The organism is Ensifer sp. MJa1, assembly GCF_037026475.1.
Lineage (GTDB): Bacteria > Pseudomonadota > Alphaproteobacteria > Rhizobiales > Rhizobiaceae > Ensifer.
The window spans coordinates 1-20,260 of sequence record NZ_JAKUMO010000037.1 but is presented as its reverse complement, the minus strand read 5'-3'; the positions used below and the strand labels follow the sequence as shown (position 1 = coordinate 20,260).

Annotated in this window: 19 protein-coding genes; 8 read left to right on the top strand and 11 right to left on the bottom strand. The window is 62.1% G+C overall.

Annotation, left to right across the window (positions count from 1 at the left end; translation table 11 throughout):
- Positions 1-42: 42 nt before the first annotated feature.
- The 4 genes from MKZ91_RS29900 (at position 43) to MKZ91_RS29885 (ending at position 4,294) form a co-directional block, all read left to right on the top strand.
- Positions 43-645: an amino acid synthesis family protein gene (locus tag MKZ91_RS29900; RefSeq protein WP_336174652.1), complete on the top strand. Its 603-nt coding sequence runs from the start codon at positions 43-45 to the stop codon at positions 643-645.
- Between the two features lie 34 nt (positions 646-679).
- Positions 680-1,162, top strand: coding sequence for an Lrp/AsnC family transcriptional regulator (locus MKZ91_RS29895; protein ID WP_336174651.1), 483 nt, complete (start codon positions 680-682; stop codon positions 1,160-1,162).
- Positions 1,163-1,386: 224 nt separating this feature from the next.
- The gene (locus tag MKZ91_RS29890) at positions 1,387-2,883 is read left to right on the top strand and encodes an NAD-dependent succinate-semialdehyde dehydrogenase (protein WP_336174650.1); all 1,497 of its coding nucleotides are present in this window, start codon (positions 1,387-1,389) and stop codon (positions 2,881-2,883) included.
- Between the two features lie 31 nt (positions 2,884-2,914).
- Complete coding sequence (locus tag MKZ91_RS29885; protein ID WP_336174649.1) at positions 2,915-4,294, top strand: aspartate aminotransferase family protein; 1,380 nt, start codon at positions 2,915-2,917, stop codon at positions 4,292-4,294.
- Between the two features lie 217 nt (positions 4,295-4,511).
- Here MKZ91_RS29885 and MKZ91_RS29880 read toward each other — a convergent pair whose 3' ends face one another.
- The gene (locus MKZ91_RS29880; protein ID WP_336174648.1) at positions 4,512-6,275 is read right to left on the bottom strand and encodes an adenylate/guanylate cyclase domain-containing protein; all 1,764 of its coding nucleotides are present in this window, start codon (positions 6,273-6,275) and stop codon (positions 4,512-4,514) included.
- A gap of 269 nt (positions 6,276-6,544) precedes the next feature.
- On the opposite strand from MKZ91_RS29880, the gene MKZ91_RS29875 reads away from it, so the two are divergent.
- Positions 6,545-6,850, top strand: a complete 306-nt coding sequence (locus MKZ91_RS29875) for a hypothetical protein (RefSeq protein ID WP_336174647.1) — start codon at positions 6,545-6,547, stop codon at positions 6,848-6,850.
- Positions 6,851-6,958: 108 nt separating this feature from the next.
- On the top strand, positions 6,959-7,744 hold the full coding sequence (locus MKZ91_RS29870; RefSeq protein WP_336174646.1) for a pyrroline-5-carboxylate reductase: 786 nt from the start codon (positions 6,959-6,961) through the stop codon (positions 7,742-7,744).
- Positions 7,745-7,894: 150 nt separating this feature from the next.
- On the opposite strand, the gene MKZ91_RS29865 is transcribed toward MKZ91_RS29870, so the two are convergent.
- From MKZ91_RS29865 to MKZ91_RS29825, 9 genes are all read right to left on the bottom strand, one after another.
- A complete protein-coding gene (locus MKZ91_RS29865) occupies positions 7,895-9,109 on the bottom strand; it encodes a siroheme synthase family protein (protein ID WP_336174645.1) in 1,215 nt (404 codons plus the stop codon).
- Entirely contained in the window at positions 9,081-11,738 is a 2,658-nt protein-coding gene (locus MKZ91_RS29860; RefSeq protein ID WP_336174644.1) for a nitrate reductase, read from the bottom strand. The genes MKZ91_RS29865 and MKZ91_RS29860 overlap by 29 nt, the downstream gene beginning before the upstream one ends.
- A 1-nt stretch (position 11,739) precedes the next feature.
- Complete coding sequence (nirD, locus tag MKZ91_RS29855) at positions 11,740-12,069, bottom strand: nitrite reductase small subunit NirD (RefSeq protein WP_275027498.1); 330 nt, start codon at positions 12,067-12,069, stop codon at positions 11,740-11,742.
- A 12-nt stretch (positions 12,070-12,081) separates the two neighbouring features.
- The gene (gene nirB / locus MKZ91_RS29850) at positions 12,082-14,532 is read right to left on the bottom strand and encodes a nitrite reductase large subunit NirB (RefSeq protein WP_336174643.1); all 2,451 of its coding nucleotides are present in this window, start codon (positions 14,530-14,532) and stop codon (positions 12,082-12,084) included.
- Positions 14,533-14,549: 17 nt separating this feature from the next.
- On the bottom strand, positions 14,550-15,806 hold the full coding sequence (locus MKZ91_RS29845) for an MFS transporter (RefSeq protein ID WP_336174642.1): 1,257 nt from the start codon (positions 15,804-15,806) through the stop codon (positions 14,550-14,552).
- Between the two features lie 328 nt (positions 15,807-16,134).
- Entirely contained in the window at positions 16,135-17,349 is a 1,215-nt protein-coding gene (locus tag MKZ91_RS29840) for a CmpA/NrtA family ABC transporter substrate-binding protein (protein WP_336174641.1), read from the bottom strand.
- The gene (locus tag MKZ91_RS29835) at positions 17,346-17,948 is read right to left on the bottom strand and encodes an ANTAR domain-containing response regulator (RefSeq protein WP_336174640.1); all 603 of its coding nucleotides are present in this window, start codon (positions 17,946-17,948) and stop codon (positions 17,346-17,348) included. The genes MKZ91_RS29840 and MKZ91_RS29835 overlap by 4 nt, the downstream gene beginning before the upstream one ends.
- A gap of 195 nt (positions 17,949-18,143) precedes the next feature.
- Positions 18,144-18,431: a type II toxin-antitoxin system PemK/MazF family toxin gene (locus MKZ91_RS29830; protein ID WP_336174639.1), complete on the bottom strand. Its 288-nt coding sequence runs from the start codon at positions 18,429-18,431 to the stop codon at positions 18,144-18,146.
- Positions 18,428-18,688, bottom strand: a complete 261-nt coding sequence (locus MKZ91_RS29825) for an AbrB/MazE/SpoVT family DNA-binding domain-containing protein (protein WP_336174638.1) — start codon at positions 18,686-18,688, stop codon at positions 18,428-18,430. The genes MKZ91_RS29830 and MKZ91_RS29825 overlap by 4 nt, the downstream gene beginning before the upstream one ends.
- A 423-nt stretch (positions 18,689-19,111) precedes the next feature.
- Between MKZ91_RS29825 and MKZ91_RS29820 the strand changes: the two genes are divergently transcribed.
- Together MKZ91_RS29820 and MKZ91_RS29815 are read left to right on the top strand one after the other, a co-directional pair.
- Positions 19,112-19,378: a DUF2277 domain-containing protein gene (locus MKZ91_RS29820; protein WP_336174637.1), complete on the top strand. Its 267-nt coding sequence runs from the start codon at positions 19,112-19,114 to the stop codon at positions 19,376-19,378.
- A 34-nt stretch (positions 19,379-19,412) separates the two neighbouring features.
- Positions 19,413-19,757, top strand: coding sequence for a hypothetical protein (locus tag MKZ91_RS29815; protein ID WP_336174636.1), 345 nt, complete (start codon positions 19,413-19,415; stop codon positions 19,755-19,757).
- A gap of 239 nt (positions 19,758-19,996) precedes the next feature.
- Here MKZ91_RS29815 and MKZ91_RS29810 read toward each other — a convergent pair.
- A partial coding sequence (locus MKZ91_RS29810) for a sugar phosphate isomerase/epimerase family protein (RefSeq protein ID WP_336174635.1) occupies positions 19,997-20,260 on the bottom strand: 264 nt, incomplete at its 5' end.

The window sequence follows — 20,260 nt, the reverse complement described above, 5'->3', positions numbered from 1 at the left end:
TAGGCTGCGCGGCGATCCCAACAATCAGCAACGGCACATCCCATGACGATCGGCATTCGAAAATTCTGCACTTTCCTGGAAGAAACGCTGGTGGAAGGAGGCAAGGCGGCGCCCCGCCCCGTCAACATCGTTGTTGTCGCAGCGATCATCCAGAACCCCTGGGCCGGTCGCGGCTTCGTCGAAAACCTGCGGCCGGAGATCATCCGTATCGCCGGTGAACTCAGCCACGAGATGACAGGCAGACTGCTGCGCCAGATGGCGCCGGACCGGATCGAAGCGTGCGGCAAGGCTGCCGCGGTCGGCGTCAATGGCGAAATCGAGCACGCCTCCGCGATGATCCACACGCTGCGCTTCGGCAATCCCTTCCGCGAAGCGATTGGCGGCACCAACTACCTGGAATTTGCCAACACCAGGAACGCCCCCGGCGCACTTCTCTCTCTGCCGATGATGCACAAGAGCGAGAGCGGCAAGCGATCGCACTTCCTCACCGCCAACTTCCAGATCGCCGACGCGCCTCGTCCGGACGAGATCATTGTCGCCATTGGCGCCTCTGACGGCGGCCGTGCCCACGCCCGCATTGCCGACCGTTTCCAGGACATCGCCGAAATGGACGCCGAGAAGGCTGCATTGCACAACAAGGCCTGATAAGAGCAAACAAGCGCGTTGCCCGGAGTTTGCCATGAAGCTTGATGCGTTCGACCTGCGCATTCTCGATGCAATTCAGCGGGATGGCCGCATCACCAAGCTGGCGCTCGCCGAAAAGACAGGCCTTTCGCCAACGCCCTGTTGGATGCGACTGCGCAAGCTGGAAAAGGCCGGCATCATCAGCGGCTACCATGCGCACGTGGCCTTGCGCCGCGTCGCGCCCGTTGCGAGCGTCATGGTCGAGTTGACGCTCGCCAACCATCGCCAGGCCGACTTCGACCGCTTCGAGCGGGCCGTCCGGGAAATTCCGGAGATCGTCTGCTGCTGGTCGGTCGGCGGCGGCGTCGACTATATCTTGAAAATCGTCGCCGCCGACATCGACGCCTACCAGCGCCTGATCGATGCCCTGCTCGACCGTGAGCTAGGCATCGCCCGCTACTTCACTTACATCGTCACCAAGACAGTCAAGGAAGAACCGGTATTGCCCGTGTCACTGCTTGTGTCCGACGAAGCCTGAATCTCTCTCTGCTACCACCCATAGTATTTCCCGTATTTCCCAGGCCCGATGCCCCTGGCTTTGAACTTGCGCCTCCGCACCTCTACCAGCCCCCAATTGGCTTAGTCATTCTCTCTCATCCGTCGGGTGTTTTCAGACAGATTGTCTCTGCTTGCCGGCATCAATGGACAATCTCTCGCCGCTCGCCGTGAACAATCGGCGGCAACGAAGGAGAGGATCCAACGATGACAGCCGTGTTTGCCCGCCCCGACTACCACGACGCCCTATCCGGCCTTAACGATCGCCACCTGCTGCGCAACCTCTCCTATATCGATGGCCGTTGGGCCGGGTCGCGGGTCGGCGCCAACTTCGAAGTCACCGACCCGGCCTCGGCCATCACCCTTGCCTGGGTGGCCAGTCTTGGCACGGAAGAAACGGGACGCGCGATCGATGCTGCCCAGAAGGCCCTACCGGCATGGCGGGCGCTGCTACCTCAGGAACGGGCGACCATCCTGCGCAAGTGGTTCGAGCTGATCATCGCCGCCAAGAAGGACCTGGCGCTGATCATGACGCTCGAGCAGGGCAAGCCGCTTTCTGAGTCCCTCGGCGAAATCGACTATGCTGCCTCCTTCGTCGAGTGGTATGCCGAAGAGGGCAAGCGCCTCAACGCCGAGAGCGTGACCAGTCATCTTCCTGGCGCCGAGATGATCGTGCGCCGCGAGGCGCTTGGTGTCGTCGGCATCGTAACACCGTGGAACTTCCCATCGGCGATGATCACCCGCAAGGCGGCCGCAGCACTTGCCGCCGGCTGCACCGTGGTGGCCCACCCATCGTCCGAAACGCCGCTTTCGGCGCTGGCGCTGGCAGAGCTCGGCGAGCGCGCCGGTCTGCCGGCGGGCGTCTTCAATGTCGTGACCGGCGATGCAGCGACGATCGTCGGGCGGCTCTGCGAAGACAAGCGGGTACGGGCAATCAGCTTCACCGGCTCCACGGCCATCGGCAAGCTGATCGCCGAGCAATGCACCCCAACCATGAAGCGGCTGGTGATGGAGCTCGGGGGCCATGCCCCGCTGATCGTCTTTGGCGATGCCGATATTGACCGCGCCGTGGACATCGCAATCAACGCGAAATTTGCCACCTCCGGCCAGGACTGCCTCGCCGCCAACCGCATCTTCGTCGAGCGACCGATCCTTTCCGAGTTCAATGCGGCTTTTGCCCGCCGCATCGCAGCCCTGAAGGTCGGGGATGGCCTGGCGGAAGGCAGCGTGATCGGTCCTTTGATGCACGCCCGCGCCGTCGCGAAGGCAGAGGAGCACGTCGCCGATGCCATCAAGCGCGGAGCCAGGCTTGCCTTGGGCGGCAAACGCCATCCGGCAGGCACGCTATTCTTCGAGCCGACGCTTTTGACTGACGTCCCCGACGATGCGTTGATCATGCACGAAGAGACCTTTGGCCCGGTCGCAGCCGTTAACGCCTTCGACAGCGAAGACGAAGTGATTACCCGCGCCAACGACACGGAATACGGCCTCGTCGCCTATGTCGTCACCGAAAGCGGCGCCCGTCAGATGCGCCTTGCACGTGCGCTGGAGTACGGCATGGTCGCCATCAACCGCGTGAAAATCACCGGCGGACCGATCCCTTTCGGTGGCTGGAAGCAATCGGGTCTCGGCCGCGAAGGCTCGCGCCACGGCATCGAGGCCTTCACCGAACTCAAATATCTCTGCATCGACACCGCCGCCTGATCCCGGGCTCTTATACGCGAAAGGAAACTCCATGCTCGACCGGAACAATGAAACCACGGCCTGGGACCGTGACCACTTCTTCCATCCGTCCACCCACATGGGCATGCATGCTCGCGGCGAGACGCCGACCCGCGTCATCGACGGAGGCGAAGGGGTCTACATCACCGACACCAACGGTCGCACAAGCCTCGATGCGTTTGCCGGGCTCTATTGCGTCAATGTGGGCTACGGCCAGCAGAAGATCGCCAATGCGATCGCTGAGCAGGCGAAAAACCTCGCTTACTACCATGCCTATGTCGGCCACGGCACAAACGCCTCGATCCGACTGTCGAAGATGATCATCGACCGCGCGCCTGAAGGTATGAGCCGTGTCTACTTCGGTCTCTCCGGCTCGGATGCCAACGAGACCAACATCAAGCTGATCTGGTACTACAACAACATCCTCGGCCGACCGGAGAAGAAAAAGATCATCTCGCGCTGGCGCGGCTATCACGGGTCAGGCGTCATGACCGGATCGCTGACGGGGCTTCACCTCTTCCACAACGCCTTCGACCTGCCGCGCGCACCGATCCTGCACACCGAGGCACCCTACTTCTTCCGCCGCCCGGACCGCTCCATGAACGAGGAACAGTTCTCGCAGGACTGCGCCGACAAACTCGAAGCGTTGATCCTGGCCGAAGGTCCGGAAACGATCGCCGCCTTCATCGGCGAGCCGATCCTTGGCACTGGCGGCATCGTGCCGCCACCCAAGGGCTACTGGCAGAAGATCCAGGCCGTGCTCGAAAGGTACGACATTCTGCTCGTTGCCGACGAGGTTGTGACCGGATTCGGCAGGCTCGGCACCATGTTCGGCTCCGACCACTATGGTATGAAGCCTGACCTCATCACCATTGCGAAGGGGCTCACTTCGGCCTATGCGCCTCTTTCCGGCACCATCGTCTCTGACAAGGTCTGGCGAGTGCTGGTCCAGGGGTCGGACGAACTAGGCCCTATCGGTCACGGCTGGACCTATTCGGCCCATCCGATCTGCGCTGCCGCCGGCGTTGCCAATCTCGAACTTATCGACGAACTGGGGCTCGTCGACAACGCCGACAAGATCGGCTCCTACTTCCGCGCCGAATTGGCAAAAGCCATCGGCGGACACCGGAACGTCGGCGAGGTGCGCGGCGACGGTCTGATGGCCGCGGTTGAGTTCGTCGAAGACAGGGACGACCGGATCTTCTTCGATCCGGCGAGGAAGATAGGACCGCAAGTCGCAGCCGCGCTTCTCGAGCGCGGCGTCCTTGGGCGGGCCATGCCTCAAGGCGATATCCTTGGGTTCGCACCGCCGCTCTGCCTGACCAAGGGAGAGGCAGACATCGTCGTGAAGGCGGCTGCGGGCGCGATCACGTCGGTTCTCGGCAAAACGTAAGTGATGGCGATGGTGTTGCCGATTGCGACACCATCGACGCCTGACGCGGGATCGCAGCCCCATGGTGTCATGGGGCTCTTTGCGCCCAGCTGCGGGCCAATGCTGAACACAGGCAGAAAGCGGGCGTCCGCCCCATCCAGGCTGCTTTTGGGTAAGTGCCGAGCCCGGCAGAGGGCGTCCACACCTTTTCCAGGCGCAAAGGTCCTCAAGCGGCAAATCAGCGTTCAGGCAACCCCGCCATCCGTAAACCTTCGGCCATTCGATCTTGCCACTGGGGTATGCTTTGAAACCAGGGAAGCGCTCGATACCGCTCGATGGTGAAGCCTGGTTCAGCCGCCAAAAGCTTCTGTGCGGCCCATCGGGCGGTCTCCAAGTCCCCGTTCATCGCAGACCAGGCGGTGAGGTGGCGATAGCACCAGCTTACGTCAGGATAGCTGTTGGCGACGTCGTGGACGATCGCGATGGCCTGCGTGAGCGACCCTGCCATGGCCAAAGAAAAGGCCATCCCCATTCTCATGTTGAACGCCAGCGGATCCCTTGGGCTCAGCGCCATGGCACGCTGAAAGTGCTCAGTTGCATGCGTGGCCTCGTCTTTGTAGATTGCGAGCCAGCCGAGGCGCGCCCAAGCCCAGGCATTGTTCGGGTCGAGCGTAAGCGCCTTTTCGATATAGGTGGTCGCGCGCTGCTGATCGCCGCAGATGCTCATCGCCGCACCCGCGGCCGTCAATGCGGTCGGGTCATCGCTGATCGACCCCGCGGCCTTGACCGCGGCGCGCGCGCTTTCCAGTTCACCTTCCGGTTCGCCGGTCCAGAGGTACGAGGCGTTCGCCGCGTGGCACCACGCCAAGAGTGCGTGCGCGCGGCCATAACCAGGATCGACGGCGATCGCTTGCTGAAGCAGGTCGATCGCCTGATTGTTGGTCTCCTTGCGGCGGCCCCAAAGGTTCGGGTAGGCGCGCATGACAAAATCATAGGCTCTGAGACTGGTTGGCGGCTTGCGCTTGGCCAGCTCGATCTCGGCATCGCGAATGGCCGGATGAATGGCTCCCGCCACCTGCGCCGCGATCTTATCCTGGAACTCAAAAACATCCTCGATCGCGCCTTCGTAACGATCGGACCAGAACTGAGCCCTTGTCTCTGCATCGACCAGCTGCACAGAAATGCGCAATCGGTCGCCGCCTCGGCGAACGGTCCCTTCGACCACATAGTTGACGCCGAGTTCCCTGCCGATTTCCCGCACGTCGACGAAGCGTCCCTTGTAGGTGAAGGCTGACTGCCGCGCGATGACGAAGAATTCCCTGACGCGCGAAAGCGCAGCCGTGATCTCCTCCACGACGCCATCCACGAAGTATTCGTCGCCCGGACCGCTGAGATTGTCGAAGGGCATGACGACGATCGATGGCTGGTCCTTGCCACGACGGACCGCAAGTGTCGGCACAGACAGGATGCCACCGTCGACAGGCGCCTCCTGCTGCCAATCTACCCGAAAGACAAATATCGGTCGGGGGATATTCTTCAAGTTCCGCTCGCCGAGGCTGGTCAGCGCGAACGGCACCTTGCCGTCGAGATGTTCACGCACCGACGCGGAAATGCAGATGCCTGATGGAGCGGCGATCTCCTGCATGCGCGCCGCGATATTGACGCCGTCCCCGAGCAGGTCGTCTCCAGAGACGACGACATCGCCCAGATTGACGCCGATGCGGAATTCCAGACGGCGATCGGCCGGGAGATCCTGAGAGAGGCTGAAAAGACGGCGCTGAATTTCGACCGAGCACCTGACGGCGCGAACTGCGCTCGGGAACTCGGCGACAAAACCATCACCTGCACTGCCGAAGATGCGGCCGCCATGCTCACCAACCAATTCGGCGATCCGCCCGCGGCAAAGGTCAAGCGTGCGAAGCGTCCCCTCCTCGTCCAGCGCCGCAAGGCGGCTGAATCCCGAGACATCGGCAGAGAGGATGGCTGCAAGCTTTCGATCCACAGCAGTGATTGTCCCGGCGGCACGATATCGTTGAGCTTAGGCCTAGCATACGTTCCCACATCCACGGACGTTTGTCGCCAGAGAGATCGGATGATGACGGCGTTCGGAGCATGGTCGCGCCGCCCGCGCAGCCAACGGCCCGCGCACAGGACCGCCTTCTGCTGATCCACAAGTCGTTCCGGATCCATCCGCTGCACAGGCTACGTTTGAGTTGACGGTTCTCGTAGGCGAGGCGACACTTGCAACCAGCAGCAAGGCAGGAGAAAAAAATGGCCGAACCAGACCTCTGGCGCCACATGGCAAGCGCACCGAAGAACGGCAGTCGGATCCTCGTCACGATCCGTCCGTCCGAGCAAGGGGCGGCAGAAGTTGACCTCGCCTATTGGTCGAATGGTGACCAGTTCGGTGCAGCAGGCTGGCGCGCCTCCGATTCCTCGCCTGGCCGGATTGTTGAATATGCCGAACCTGAACTGAAGTGTTGGATGCCGATGCCTTCGGCCAATCTCAGCCGCACATCGATGCCCTCACCCTGGGAAGGTGAAGACGAGCAAGAGCTCGATGGGTCTGGGATATAAGAACTTGCGCGGTCAGTTCCTGACGCATGACGTTGGAAAACGGCAAGTCAGTCGAAATCCGGGGCATCCGACAGATGACGTCGGCCCGCTTGTCGCTACGGAGTAGTCATGTCCCCGCCCGAACGAATTGGCTTTGTCGGCACTGGATCCATCACGGATGCGATGGTGCGCGGCCTTCTCGCCGAGCCAGCTGCCGTGCCACAGGTCGTCGTGTCTCAGCGCGGTGCGGACATTTCGGCCAAGCTTGCCTCCGATTTCCCACAGGTCAGCGTTTCGGCTGACAACCAGGCAATCATTGATGACTGCGACACGGTCGTGCTTGCAATCCGCCCGCAGGTCGCCGAAGACGTCATTCGCCCCTTACGTTTTCGCGATGGTCAGAGGGTCATCAGCGTCATTGCAGCGACTGACAGGCTTGCGCTCACCGAATGGGTCGGCGCGAAGGTCCATCTGACCCAGGCGATCCCCCTGCCGTTCGTCGCACGTCGCAAAGGTGTTACCGCCGTTTTCCCGGCGGATGCTGGGACAGCGGCCATCTTCGACGTACTCGGCAATGCTGTCGAATGCGAAACAAAGGCTGAGTATGATCTCCTTGCCGCCGCCAGCTCCCTGATGGCCACATATTTCGGCATCATGTACCGCACGACCGAATGGCTCGTGGACAATGGCCTGCCCGAAGAAAAGGGGCGCGCCTATCTCGCGCCGCTGTTCGCGGGTCTTTCCGAAGCCGCAATTCTCGCCGGCCCGAAAATCGACTTCATCGAGATCAGCCGTGAGTTCGCCACCAAGGGCGGCCTGAACGAACAGGTCTTCCGGGATTTTGACCAGAAGGGTGGAACGGGCGCGCTCACGCGTGCGCTCGACAGCGTGCTCAAACGCATCACCGATCGCTGACCGAGGTTCCTGGCTGGCGTTGGATGTGAACCCGGGCGTCGTCAGCTTCCCGTAACGCCGTCCTCAGTCATGCCGAGATGCGTGGCTCGATCCGCAGACGGGCGAGACCTCTTAAGGCCGGTCGGGTGCCAGTGGGAATTCTTGCGGAGTTCACGCTGACGTCTGCGAGAGCTCCTTCACAACAGCGCCGCCCAGCCTCTGCTCCGGCAAGCTGTAACCTGAACGGCGCCCGACAGCTGAGAGAGGCCCGTTTTGGTCGCCGAAGGGCAGCGACAAGCCGCGACCAGAGGTGGGTGTACTCGTAACAGTGACGCCTGGCACGATCTCTACGGCAACGCCGTATTTTCGCAGAGATGCAAGGTCTTCGACCAGCCGGCCGAACGCCGTGGGATCGCCGGACGTCAGGCGTACGACGCGGTTGCCGGCATGCGCGAGCTTCAGCATCCTTGCTTCGATCTTATCGTCACGACCCGAGGCCCCACCCCCATGCATGTGGACCGCAACGCGCTTGGCCTCGCGGCGCGCCAGTTCCAGCACCTCGGCAGAAACGAAGTCGTCGAACAGGATGACATCGGCTGTCTGAAGTGCCCGCACGGCCTTCAGGGTCACGAGTTCGGGATCGCCTGGTCCGGCCCCAACCAAGGTCACGCGACCGGTGGCGGGGGCTTCCGCGAGCCTTTCGGCATCAGCAAGAAGCGCCCCGCCTACGCCCTCCTCCGGCGTATCGAACGTGGAAAAGACGCGATCGGAAAAACGCTCCCAAAAAGCGCGGCGTTGCGCGCTCGATTTCAGACGGCGATTGACCTCACCGCGCAGCGACTGCGCCAACGCTGCCCAGGCCTTCAGGCTTCGGGGCAACAAGGTCTCGATCTTGCGGCGAATGGATTGTGCAAGAACTGGAGCGGCGCCATCCGTCGATATTGCGACGACGACAGGCGAGCGATTGACGATAGAGCCGAACTGAAACTGGCAATATTCCGGCTTGTCGATGACATTGACCGGGACGCCGGCGGCACGTGCTGCGAACCAGAAAGCGCGCGCTGCTCCTTCATCGCTGCAATCGCCGACAGCGAGCGTGGCCCCCTCAAGATCCGCTGCGGCCACACACCGACTGTGCAGCGTAAAGCTTGCGCCGAGATGCATCGGTTCGCGGGCAAGAAGGTTTGCCAACGCCTCGCCAAGCGCCTCGGCGTAGATGTCGACGCTGGCACCGCAGGCGGCAAGCAGCTCTGCCTTCCAGGCCGCAGCATCGGTCCCGCCAGCAACCACGACGCGCTTGCCTTCCAGTGACCAGAAGACCGGCAGCTTGGCGAGCGGCTCCATGCGGGGCGGTGTTTCATTCCGCAGCCGTTGCAAGACATCCATCGATGATCCCTCCGATTTCGGCGCGGCACGAGCCGCAATTGGTTCCGGCATTGAGCGCCTTGCCGACCGCCTCGACGCTGTGGCAGCCGCCGCGCACGGCGGCGACGATCTGGTTGACGCCAACGCCAAAGCAGGAGCAGACGGTGGCTCCTGGATCCGGCTTGTCGGCGCCCGGCCGGCCAGCGACGAGCGCGAAGCGCTTGCGCAGATTGGCGTGGTCGGCGGCAAGCTGCGCGATCGCCCAGTTGCGGGCGACGGCGACCGGTTCGCGCGCCAGGAAAAAGGCAGCAAGAAGCCGCGGACCATCAAAGAAGGCGAGCCTGATATCGCCGGTTTGGGCATCGGCATAGCCGAGCGGCTCGACCCCGGCGGGGATGGCGAAGACACGGCGGCACCAGCCCGCCCAATCTCCGATTGGCCCTGCAAAGGCCAGTTCCAACCGCCAGCCACCTTCGGCCTTGGCGAGGGCCCAATAGGCCGCATCCGGATCGATAGGTTTTGCCTGCGAAACGGCAAAGGCAAAGGAACACGCCTTGAACCTGCGCGCCGCGACGGCAACGTTTTTCGAGGCGGGTTGGCCGGACAGGCGATCCGTGATCGCCGGCACGACCGCGTCGATGCGCGCCTTCGCGGCGAACTGGTCATTCCAATGCATGGGCGCAAAGATGCTCCCTCTGGCCTGCCGCTCGGTGATGAGCGCCCGCACGACTGCCTTGCCTCTTGGGCTTTCGATCTCAACAAGGCCGGCATTGCCAACCCCGATCTCCATGGCATCGCGCGGATGAAGTTCGGCAAAGGGTTCGGCGATATGGGCGGAGAGGCGCGCGCTTTTGCCTGATCGTGTCATCGTGTGCCACTGGTCGCGGATGCGGCCGGTGTTGAGGGTAAAGGGATAGGCGGCATCGGTCCGGTCGCCTTCTACCGGCTGGATCGCGACGAAGCGCGCCTTGCCATCGGCATGGTAGAAGCCGCCATCTGCAAAGAAGCGGCTATCGGAGCTTTCCTGTCCTGCTGGTTGCGGCCATTGGAAGGGCGTAAGCCGATCATAGCCCTCCCGGTCGAGAGCCACATGCGCACCGATGTCGAAGTCGCGACTGCCGGCATTCTCGAAGGTCGAGAGGGCTGCGTGTTCCGAGAAAATCTCCGCCGGAGCGTCCCAGGCGAAAGCATCAGCAAAGCCCATGCGGCGACCGACTTCGGCAAGTTGCCACCAGTCGGCCCGTGCGTCCCCCGGCGCATCAAGAAACGGGCGCTGGCGGGAAATGCGGCGTTCGGAATTGGTAACGGTACCGCTCTTTTCCCCCCACCCGAGCGAAGGCAGCAAGACGTGGGCGTGACGGGTCGTGTCCGTCTCCTTCAGGATGTCGGATACGACAACGAAAGGACAGGCCCTGATCGCCGCCTCGACCGCGTCCGCATCCGGCATTGAGACAACCGGGTTCGTCGCCATGATCCAGAGCGCCTTGATGCGCCCCTCAGCCACCGCCTGGAAGAGATCGACCGCCTTGAGACCAGGCTTTTCGGCGATGCCCGGAGAGCGCCAGAAGCGCTGCACGCGGTCGCGATCCTCGGCGTTTTCGATCGCCATGTGGGCGGCGAGCATGTTGGCAAGCCCACCAACCTCGCGGCCGCCCATGGCGTTGGGCTGGCCCGTCAGCGAGAACGGTCCCATGCCGGGCCGGCCGATGCGACCGGTCGCGAGATGGCAGTTGAGGATCGCGTTGACCTTGTCGGTGCCCGACGACGACTGGTTGACGCCCTGGCTGTAGCAGGTCACGACCTTTTCGGTCGTCGCAAAGAGGCGATAGAAGTCGCGCAGCTGCATCGCCGCAAGCCCGGTCCGTTCAAGCACCTCGCCGAAGGACACAGTGCCAACTGCGGCAAAGGCTTCCGCGAAACCGGTGGTGTGTGCCGCCACATAGTTCTGGTCTACGGCGCCGCTGGACACCAGATGCGAGAAGAGGCCCGCGAACAGCGCCACATCGGTGTCCGGGCGGATCGCAAGATGCAGATCGGCGATGTCGGCCGTCATCGTGCGGCGCGGATCGATAACGACGACTTTCATGCCCGGCCGCTTTGCCTTGGCGGCAGCAAGACGCTGATAGAGAACCGGATGGCACCAGGCAAGGTTGGAACCGGTCAGAACGACGAGGTCTGCCAGTTCCAGATCCTGGTAGCATCCCGGTACTGTGTCGGAACCGAAGGCGCGGCGGTGACCGGCGACGGACGACGACATGCAGAGACGCGAATTGGTGTCGATGTTGGCCGATCCGACAAAACCCTTCATCAGCTTGTTGGCGACGTAATAGTCCTCGGTCAACAACTGGCCCGAAACGTAGAAGGCGACCGCGTCTGGACCGTCTTCAGCGATGGTCCGGGCGAAGTTTTCTGCGACGAGGTCGAGTGCCTCGTCCCAGGATGTTCGACGTCCACCGATCTCCGGATGGAGAATACGGCCGTCGAGATCGATCGTTTCGGCGAGAGCCGAGCCTTTCGAACAGAGCCGGCCATAATTTGCCGGATGGTCCGGGTCGCCGCTGACGGTTACCGCACCGTCGTCGGCAACGGTCGCAATGACGCCGCAGCCGACACCGCAATAGGGGCAGGTTGTCTTGACGGCCTTCTCCATCCTATTCGGCCGCCATCATGAGGCTTTCGAGTGCGATGAAGAGAGCGCCGTCATCGTTGCGCAGCGCGATCGTCTTCACCGCTCCTTCATCCGCGCCGAGCGCCTTGCCGGTCTCAAGCGAAATCACCCAGTTGTGCAGCGGGCAGGTGACGGCCTTGGCATGGACGATGCCCTGTGACAGCGGCCCACCTTTGTGCGGGCAATGGTCCTCAATGGCAAAGGCCTCGTTCTCCGCGGTCCGAAACACAGCGATCTTGCCTTGCGGGGTTTTGACACAACGCGCGCCGCGCAATGGGATGTCGGCGATGTTTCCAATGGCAAACCAGGTCATATGGCCGACCTCCTATTCCGCAGCTTGGGGATAACCGATGGTCGCCATCGGCCGGAATTCATGTTTATCCTTGCCGGAGACGCGCTCCGACCAGGGATCGACCTGGGCAAATTTTTGGCTGAAGACGAAGCGGTCGTAATAGGCCGTGCGCTTGTCCGCATCGTCCATGATCTGGCGACGGATTTCGTCAAGACCGATGCGTTTTGCCCATTTGTAGATGCGCTCGAGATAGCGCGCCTGCTCGCGATACATCTGCGTCAGCGCCACGATATGCTCCAGCGCCTCGTCCTCGGTCTTCACGAGCCCGAGCACTTCGGTGCCCTTGATGTCGAGGCCCGCCGCACCGGCAAAATGGATCTCGAAACCGCTGTCGACGCAGATGACGCCGATGTCCTTGCAGGTTGCTTCAGCACAATTTCGCGGACAGCCGGAGACCGCCATCTTCAGTTTGGCAGGCGTCCAGGAGCCCCACATGAACTTCTCGATGCGGATTCCGAGGCCGGTGGAATCCTGCGTGCCGAAGCGGCACCAGTCCGAACCGACGCAGGTCTTCACCGTGCGCAGGCCCTTGGCATAGGCCTGGCCCGAGATGAAGCCGGCCTTGCCGAGGTCGGCCCAGACCGCGGGCAAGTCTTCCTTTTCGATGCCAAGCAGGTCGATGCGCTGGCCGCCCGTCACCTTGACCAGCGGAATCTCGAACTTGTCGACGACGTCGGCGATCGCCCGCAATTCGCCGGAATTGGTAACCCCGCCCCACATGCGTGGCACGACGGAATAGGTGCCGTCCTTCTGGATGTTGGCGTGAACGCGCTCGTTGATGAAGCGCGACTGGTAGTCGTCGGCGTATTCATCCGGGAAATCGCAGACGAGGTAATAGTTGAGCGCCGGGCGGCATTTTGCGCAGCCACAGGAGGTCTTCCATTCGAGTTCCTGCATGACGGCCGGTATCGTCTTCAGCCTCTTGGCCTTGATCAGTCGGCGCACGTCGTCGTGGCCGAGATCGATGCAACCGCACATCGGCTGAACGGCTGCCGGGCTGTAGCTCTCTCCGAGCGTCAGCGTCATCAATTGTTCGACGAGGCCGGTGCACGAGCCGCAGGAGGCCGACGCCTTGGTGTGCGCGCGCACCGCGTCGAGCGAGGTCAGGCCCTTGTCGACGATGGTCGAAGTGATCTTGCCCTTGCAGACGCCGTTGCAGCCGCAGATTTCCGCATCATCCGGCAAGGCTGCAACGGCCGCCATAGGGTCCAGCGGAGCACCCCCTTGGTAACCCTGACCGAAGATCAGGGTCTGGCGCATGTCGGAGATGTCGATCTCCTTCTTCTTGAGGTCGTTGAACCAGGCACCATCTGCAGTCTCGCCGTAAAGCACCGTGCCGATGATACGGTTACCCTTGAGCACCACCCGTTTGTAGACGCCGGCCGAAGCATCGCGCAGCACGATCTCTTCACGGTCATCGCCATCGGCAAAGTCACCGAGCGAGAAGAGCTCGATGCCCGTGACCTTGAGTTTCGTCGGCGTGTCGGAATGAACGAAGGCGGCCGAGTGTTCGCCGGCGAGGTGCGAGGCGGCAACGCGAGCCATCTCGTAAAGTGGCGCCACGAGACCATAGACCATACCGCCCACTTCCGCGCACTCGCCAAGCGCCCAGATGCGGCCGTCCGAGGTCTGCATGCCATGGTCGACAACGATGCCGCGGTTGACGGCAAGGCCGGCCTCCTTGGCGAGCCCGACACTCGGCCGGATACCGACGGCCATGACGACCAGCGTTGCCGGGATCACACGGCCATCGTCGAGTTCAATGCCCTCGACCTTGCCGTCACCGATGATCGCCTTGGTATTGGCCTTGCAGATGATCTTGATGCCGCGCCCTTCGAGCTCCTTTTGCAGGAGGTAGCCTGCAGCCGGATCGAGTTGGCGGTCCATCAACGTCGGCATGACATGGAGAACCGTGACATCCATGCCACGGCCGGCAAGACCGGCGGCGGCTTCGAGACCGAGCAGACCGCCGCCGATGACGACGGCTTTTTCGCGCGACTGGGCGGCAAGCAACATCGCCTGCACGTCGTCGAGGTCGCGGTAGGTGATGACGCCAGGCAAATCTTTTCCCGGGACCGGAATGATGAAGGGCACGGAGCCGGTGGCGATTACCAGCTTGTCGTAACTTGTCGTCACGCCGTGGTCGGACGTCACCGTCCTCGCATCGCGGTCGATGGCGACGATGCGATGGCCCTTGTAGAGGGTGATGCCATGTTTGATGTACCAGCCATCCCCGTGGATGATGATCTCTTCGTACTCCTTCTCGCCGGACAGGACCGGCGAGAGCATGATGCGGTCGTAGTTGACGCGCGGCTCGGCGTTGAAGATCGTAACCTCGTAGCGGTCAGGCGCCTTTTCGAGGAGGTGCTCCAGCATGCGCCCCGGCGCCATGCCATTGCCGATGATGACGAGTTTCTCTGTCATGGTCTGTCCTTGTCTGTTCAGGCGGCAACAGCCGTCGGTACGGCGAGCGCGCGGCGCTCCATCTGGCGGATCGAGAAGTGCATCCAGAGGAGCGACACGGCGACGACGGCAAAGAGAAGCAGGAAGCAGCTCGACCAGAGGCCGGTCGCATCCTTGAGGAGGCCGAAGGCGATCGGGAGAACGAAGCCGCCGAGACCGCCAACCATGCCGACGATGCCGCCGACGGCGCCGACGTTTTCCGGGTAGTAGGCGGGAATGTGCTTGTAGACGGCGGCCTTGCCGAGGCTCATGACGAAGCCGAGTACGAAGACGACGACGATGAACACTGCGGGCGTGATGCCGAACGCGCTCCCCTCACCTGCAGCCGGTAGCGACAGGATGAGCGTTGCCACGGCTGAGACCCCGAGCATCCAGTACATGACGCTGCGGGCGCCCTTGCGGTCCGAAAGCATGCCGCCAAATGCGCGGAAGATGCTGCCGGGGATGGAATAGGCGGCCGCGATCATGCCTGCGGCGGCGATATCGAAGCCGTAGACGCCAACGAGATAACGCGGCAGCCAGAGCGAAAGAGCGACGAAGCCACCGAAGGCGAAGAAGTAGTAGAGCGAGAAGCGCCAGACCTGCGCATTCTTCAGCGGTGCGAACTCCTGGAGCAGGCTGCGCTGTGGCACGTGACGCTCACGGCGGCTGCGGAAGGCCGGATCATCGCTGGTCGTGAGCCAGAAAGCCAGCGCTGTAACGACCAGCGCGGCGGCCCAGATCTGCGCAACGGCCTGCCAGCCCCAGGCAAGGAGAATGAAGGGAGCGAGGAACTTCGTCACCGCCGCCCCGACATTGCCGGCACCAAAGATGCCAAGTGCGGTGCCCTGCTTTTCCGGTGGGAAGAAGGGCGAGATATATGCGACACCAACCGCAAAGGACCCGCCGGCGAGGCCTACGCCAAGCCCGGCAATCAGCATCTGCGGATAGGTGGTCGCATAGGCGAGCAGGAAGGTCGCAAGTGCTGCCGCCAGCATGGTGATGGTGTAAACCAGGCGCCCGCCGTAGCGCCCCGTCCAGACACCGAGCAGGATGCGCACCAGCGAGCCGGTGAGGATGGGAGTGCCGACGAGCAGGCCGAACTGCGCCTCGCTCAAGGCGAGGTCTTGCTTGATGCGGATCCCGATGATCGCAAAGATCGTCCAGACGGCAAAACAGATGGTGAAGGCGAAGGTGGACATCCATAACGCGGTTGCGGGTTCGCTGGCGGATAGAGGCTGCTTGTTCTCAGACATGGCTTCTCCGAGGCCCGACAAGGTCGTGCCGCTCCATCTTGGGGTTTCAAAAACAAAAAGCCGCTGGCCGGGCGCATGCGACACGGCAAATCCGTGCACGCAAAATCCCGATCAGCGGCTTTGCTGGTGAGGCGCCCGTCGTTGGACACCGATCTCGTGGCCCGGAGGCCTACGAACTAGGAAGCAATCACCGTGCCAGTTTCGGCAACCAATTGATTTATAATAGGAAGATAGGGCAGTGGGCTTTGGGCCATACCGGCAGGGCCTTCGCCCTGTGCAGCGCAAAAGCTATTTTTTGTGCACCGCGCATAAATTAGGCGCGACGCAATCACCCTGTTGATTGGGATGCGATATAGGCATCCACATCGTCAGGATCGAAGCGCCCGCCATCGAAGAAGCCGTCCGGCCCGAGCGTCAGCGCGCCAGTGGAGCCGACCGGCGTCTCGGCGGTCAATGCACCCTCGACCTTGGCGCTGGCCGAAGGCATGGCGATGCCGAGGTCCTTTAGTGCTGCACGATAGACGTCGGGCCGATAGGTTTCAGCGGCAATGTGCTGGCGCTTCCCCGTATGTTCTATCTGCCGCCAGCGGACCATCTGGGTGTAGAACCACAAGGCATGGCTCTTCCACGGGAAGGTCGCGGCCTTGGCGGTCGGGACGAAGAAGTCGGCGACAGTGGCCATAACACCGTCGCCAACCGCAAGATTGCCATTGAGAGCGGGAAGAAGCAGTTCGGCGTCACGGCCGACATAGGCGGGTTTGGAAAGAAGCGCCGCAAGTGATGCGTGGTTTTCCGGTAGCGCGCACCAATGCGATGCACGGTGGAGAGCGACCAGCAGCGCGGCCATCGCTTCCGGATTGGTACGCCCCCACTCGGCGTTCACACCGAGGACCTTTTCCGGGCTCGACCGCCAGATCGCTGCCTTGACCGTGGCGATGTGTCCACCGCGATGAAGAACACCAAAGGTGTTCCACGGTTCGCCTGCGCAGTAGCCGTCGATCACGCCCGAGGCAAGCGCATCGCCCATGTCCGGCGGCGGCAGCACGACGATTTCTATGTCTCGGTCCGGATCAATGCCGCTTGCGGCCAGCCAGTAGCGCAGTTCGTAATTGTGCCCGGAGTAAGGATGAACGACACCGAAGCGCAGCGGGAGGCTCTTCCCCGAGCGAATGACCGTCTGCAGAGCCGTGCCGTTCCTACGCGCATCAAGATCGGTCGTCGCTCCGTTGCGTTCCATCATCTGCCAGAGCGCCGCCGATACGGTGACGGCATTGCCGCCGAGCCCAAGCGCCATCGGCACGATCATGTCGGGCGCCGGCACGTTGAGCCCGAGGTTACAGGCAATCGGCATCGGCCCGAGGATATGCGCAACGTCGATGTGGCGAACGGCAAAGCGGTCGCGTATGCTCGCCCAGGAGCGTTCGCGCAGAAGCGTGAGGTCTATCCCCTGCTCTTCTGCGAACCCCATTTCCTTCGCGACGACGATCAGCGCACTGTCGAGCAACGGCACGAAACCGGCGGTGATGGCGTGGCGCGTCGTCATTCCTTTCCTCCAGGATCAAGCAGGCTCGCCGCCGTGATCAGGCTTTGGGCGATCTCGACGATCTTGCGGTTCTGGTTCATCGCGGTGCGGCGCAACAGTGCATAGGCCTCTTGCTCGGAGAGCCCGCGCGAGCGCATCAGCAACCCCTTGGCACGGTCGATAACCTTGCGGCTTTCCAGTTCGCCGCGCGTCTCCTCGAGCTCGCGATTGAGGCGCGAGAAGGCGTTGAAACGGCTGATCGCCATTTTCAGGATTGGGCGCACCCGCTCCTGCTTCAACCCGTCGACGATGTAGGCAGAAACCCCCGCCTCGACGGCCGCCTCGATCGAGGCTTCATCGGACTTGTCGACGAACATGGCGATCGGGCGCTTTACCGCACGCGAAAGCTGGAACATGCTCTCGAGCATGTCCCGGTTCGGGTTTTCGAGGTCGATGACGATGACGTCCGGATTGAGATCGGCGATGCGCCGCGCAAGGCCATGCATGTTGTCTATGACGGTGAGTTGGTCATAACCTGCATCGCGCAGCCCTTCTTCGATGATGGCGGCGCGAATGCGATTTTCGTCTATAACCAGTACGTTCAGTCCGCTTGGCTTCATCTTGCGACCGCAATGAGAGAGCGCGACTGTGTTGTCGCGCCTAGCTTTTGACATGCGGCATGGGATTGCGCTTTGCAAGCAGGATTAAGTAGCGATCGCCTTCTAGGCGGCGACATGGGTGAGCATCCGCCCATGGGCGATGTCAGGGATGATCGAGGGGGCGAGCGTGCGCATCCCTTGCTTTGTCAGGAAAGTCTATCGGAGCTTTGACGCGGGCTTCGCTCGTTCGACGATGTCCAGGCTTTTCAACTGGTTGCAAAGTGCAACGCCAGTAGTCTTGTGGCTCGAAATGTTCACCGCCAATCCGGCAAACATGCCCCCGGTTGTAATCGGCACGACAAGGCACATGCCGATCACGTTGATCTCGCGAGGAGTAATCACCACGCAACGATGTTCATCTTTCATCTCATTCCCGACAACTGGGTTGAGATCGACAATGAACACGTCACCACGTTTCGGAACGTTGCTCCGAACCACGATCATGTTTCGTTCACGACACGTGCCCCAGCCTGCCACGCGCTGGCCTGCTTGTTCAAGGCGGCCGTCTCGTCGGCTCTTTGCAGAAGCTGCGCCAGCGTGTACCTCTTTTTCGGCAGAGCAGGTGTTGCGATGAGCGTTCCGTTATCGACAACCAAGGTCAATTCCGTTCCGACTTCCGCGCCCAGCATCTTCAGCAGCGCGGGAGGGGATACTAAATACCGTCGCGCCGCCTTGGCGGCGAATTTTCGCTGTAATGCCAAGCCTGTCCGCGCCGGGTCCTGTTCGCTTGTCGACCCGGTCTCGCTCGCAAAAAGAGCCTCTGCCGGTTAGGGAGAGGCTCTGTCAGTCGGTGCATAATACGATTGGCCTCTACAGCGGGGACTGCGTTGAAGGTGACAACCGTATTTGGAAGAGTGACAGAGGCCTTGTCGGTGGGCAACGGGCCCAAAGGGGCTAGTCATAATCAGCCAGAGGTACGCCACGCTCAGCAAAACATGCCAGAGGCGCGAACCGGGTCTGCAGTTGTCAGCTGGCGGAACTTTTCTGGCGAACACCTCTTGACGGATGGGGAGCCCTTTCTGGCGAATTCGCGCCAATCGCTGTAGCTTAGGCTCGCTTGACGTTGCCCCATTTGGGGCGGACATCTCTACGTGAGCGAAGGACGAACACGACCGGAGTGAGACATGTGCCGAAACATTAAACCGTTGTTCAATTTCGATCCGCCAGCAACGAACGAAGAGGTTCATGACGCAGCGCTCCAGTTTGTTCGCAAACTGAGTGGGACGACAAAGCCGTCCAAGCGCAACCAGGAGGCATTCGAGCGTGCCGTTCTTTCGATCGCGGCATGCGCGCGTGAACTGCTCGATTCGCTCGAGACGTCGCAATCGCCCCGCAACCGCGAGGAGGAGGCGGCGAAGGCGCGCGCAAGGGCCGCCGTCCGTTTCGCCTGAGGGCTGGCAGCTGTTGGAAAGGAGAACGAACGGCATGACCATGGGTGCCGAGTTCGAGAGAATGCAGGTCGCCATTAGCCATCACGTCGACGCCGCGGAACCTGATGCGGAAGGCCTTCATGACTATCACTATGAGTACGACAATTATCGCTTCTCGCGCGGACACGTCACCTATACGACCCGCGCCTACATCGACGAACCCGGACAGGCTTCCTTCCTGTCGCGGGAGTACGGACGTGAAAGCCGTCTGCTTGATATCGCCGACGGCGATGATCCCTTGCTGATCGAGGCCGTCAATCACCTCCGGGCCTCTGGCATGACCGTGCTCGACCGATTGACGGCGCATGATGGGTATGTGCCTATCGATGCGCCGTGGTAGACGCACGACAGCCCTTCTCCTGCCTCCCGATAACACATGCTGCAGGAACTGCCTTTGATCGCCCACCCGGCGGGCCTCAGCCCTATCAGCTACACACTTACATCATGCCGGACGCCATGTTTCCCCCAAACTCGACGTGTTTTGTCATGAGGGCACGCCCCTCATCCGCCTGCGGGCACATTCTCCCCGCTTCCGGGGGGAAGGGAGTGAGGGCAATCCGCCGCGGATCCTGTCTTGGTTCAAATCCCCAGCATCCGCCGGTTGGCCGCCTCATCAGTTCCGCCGCCAGCGAAATCGTCGAACGCCTTCTCGGTAACGCGGATGATGTGGTGCTTGACGAAGTCGGCTCCCTCGCGGGCGCCATCCTCCGGATGTTTCAGCGCGCATTCCCATTCGACCACCGCCCAGCCGGAAAAACCGTTGGCGGCCATCTTCGAGAACACCGCGCCGAAATCCACCTGGCCGTCACCAAGCGAGCGGAACCGCCCTGCCCGGTTCACCCA